This is a genomic window from Candidatus Symbiopectobacterium sp. NZEC135 (assembly GCF_025962695.1).
The window spans coordinates 1-1,464 of record NZ_JAGFPF010000426.1 but is presented as its reverse complement, the minus strand read 5'-3'; the positions used below and the strand labels follow the sequence as shown (position 1 = coordinate 1,464).

Here is a 1,464-nt window from a genome sequence, read left to right as displayed (position 1 = left end):
ATCTTTTCATGCCAAAAATTGAAACCGGTAATAGCTTGGGCTGCACCGTTCCGTTTGTGCCATAAGGTCGCTAACTCCGGTAACAATCTCACTGTCGATGCAGGACAAAGATTATAGCGAGACTCTTGAAGACTATAGTTCAGCTCAGAAATACCCCGGGTATACAGGATTTTCAACGCAGCCAATACATCCTGTCGGTGCTGTTCGTCCTCACCTTGCCGTTCAGGAGCACGCGTATTAAACACCAGTTGTTCGAAGCTGACGCTATGCGGCCAGGCATCACATATCACGTCCATCAGGTGCAACGTCAGATCGTGGTTAACGCCGATCGTCACCCCTTGTCCTGAAAGGTAAGTGTTAGTCACTGTCCCCGTATCCGTAACCACACGCTCAAAGTTGCCGCCCCAATGAAAATCCTTTAAGCGGCTCAACGCTGGCTCAGGAAGAATCTCATTCGCCCGACTGTCTGGCACTAGCAGGCTGAAACGCTCGCTACGCCCCACGGCAAAATCGAGATATTGTTGCCGCAGTATCTTGTTGTGCCCAGGAGAAACCGTGTCGGTTAATTTTGCTACTTCGCCGCCATAATGTTCAGCTAATTCTCGCTGTGGCAGGACATCACCAACAAAAGTTAAACCGTTCTGAGCGGCCATCGCATGAAAGTCAACCAGATAGCACGGTTCATTGATTCCCTCCAAATAGCAAAGAGAGAGCATCAGGTCAGTCTGTGTTTCCGCCTGCTCGATTAAGGGATGCAGTACCCCCTTGAGTGGATTCCGATCTGCGCTGCCGAGGGATAAATACGTTAACATCGCTCGGGCGCTCGCCACTTTTTCGTCCTGACTTTGCGCCTGACTACCATGAAGCTGAAAGGCATCGCGCAGCACTTCCGCCGCTTTCCATCCTGGATAGGCGTTCCATGCCATTGCGATAACGCCACGCTCACTCAAATGACGTTTTGCCCACTCCAACAACGCGCTGCGAATACCCTCATTTACTGCACTGAAAGGGCCATGAATGATCATGAGTAACTCATCAAGGCTGGCGGTAGCGAACTGCACATTCGTCAGGCCTAATGACTGAACCAACTGATTTCCAGAAGAAACAGCGGCGTCATCAAGATCGACACCAATCGCACTGCCCTGCGGATAGGCCGCAGCAAAAGACAGTAAGTTACCTCCGGTGCCGCATCCCAGCTCTAACACCCGAGCCGTTTCCACTCTTGGACTGAAAATACCATACAGGTGTGAAGCGGCCCGAATATGACTCGCAGACACATCAGGGCTAATCATCTGAAAAGGATCATCTTCGCTGGGCGTATTTTTCGCGTTAATAGTGTGAGGTGCATCGACAGTGCGGGTATCTAACGTGGCCAAAACAAAAATCCTTTACCAAGAGTAAATAATTTATCCTAGTTTATTCTTCCCATCACGCTTGTAATCTCCTGAACACCGCACAGAAGCG

General features: G+C 50.2%; 1 protein-coding gene. It reads right to left on the bottom strand.

Translation table 11 applies throughout. The annotated features are described in order from the left end of the window. On the bottom strand, positions 1-1,376 hold a 1,376-nt coding region (locus J5224_RS27530; RefSeq protein WP_264628317.1), incomplete at its 3' end, for a class I SAM-dependent methyltransferase. Between the last annotated feature and the right edge of the window lie 88 nt (positions 1,377-1,464).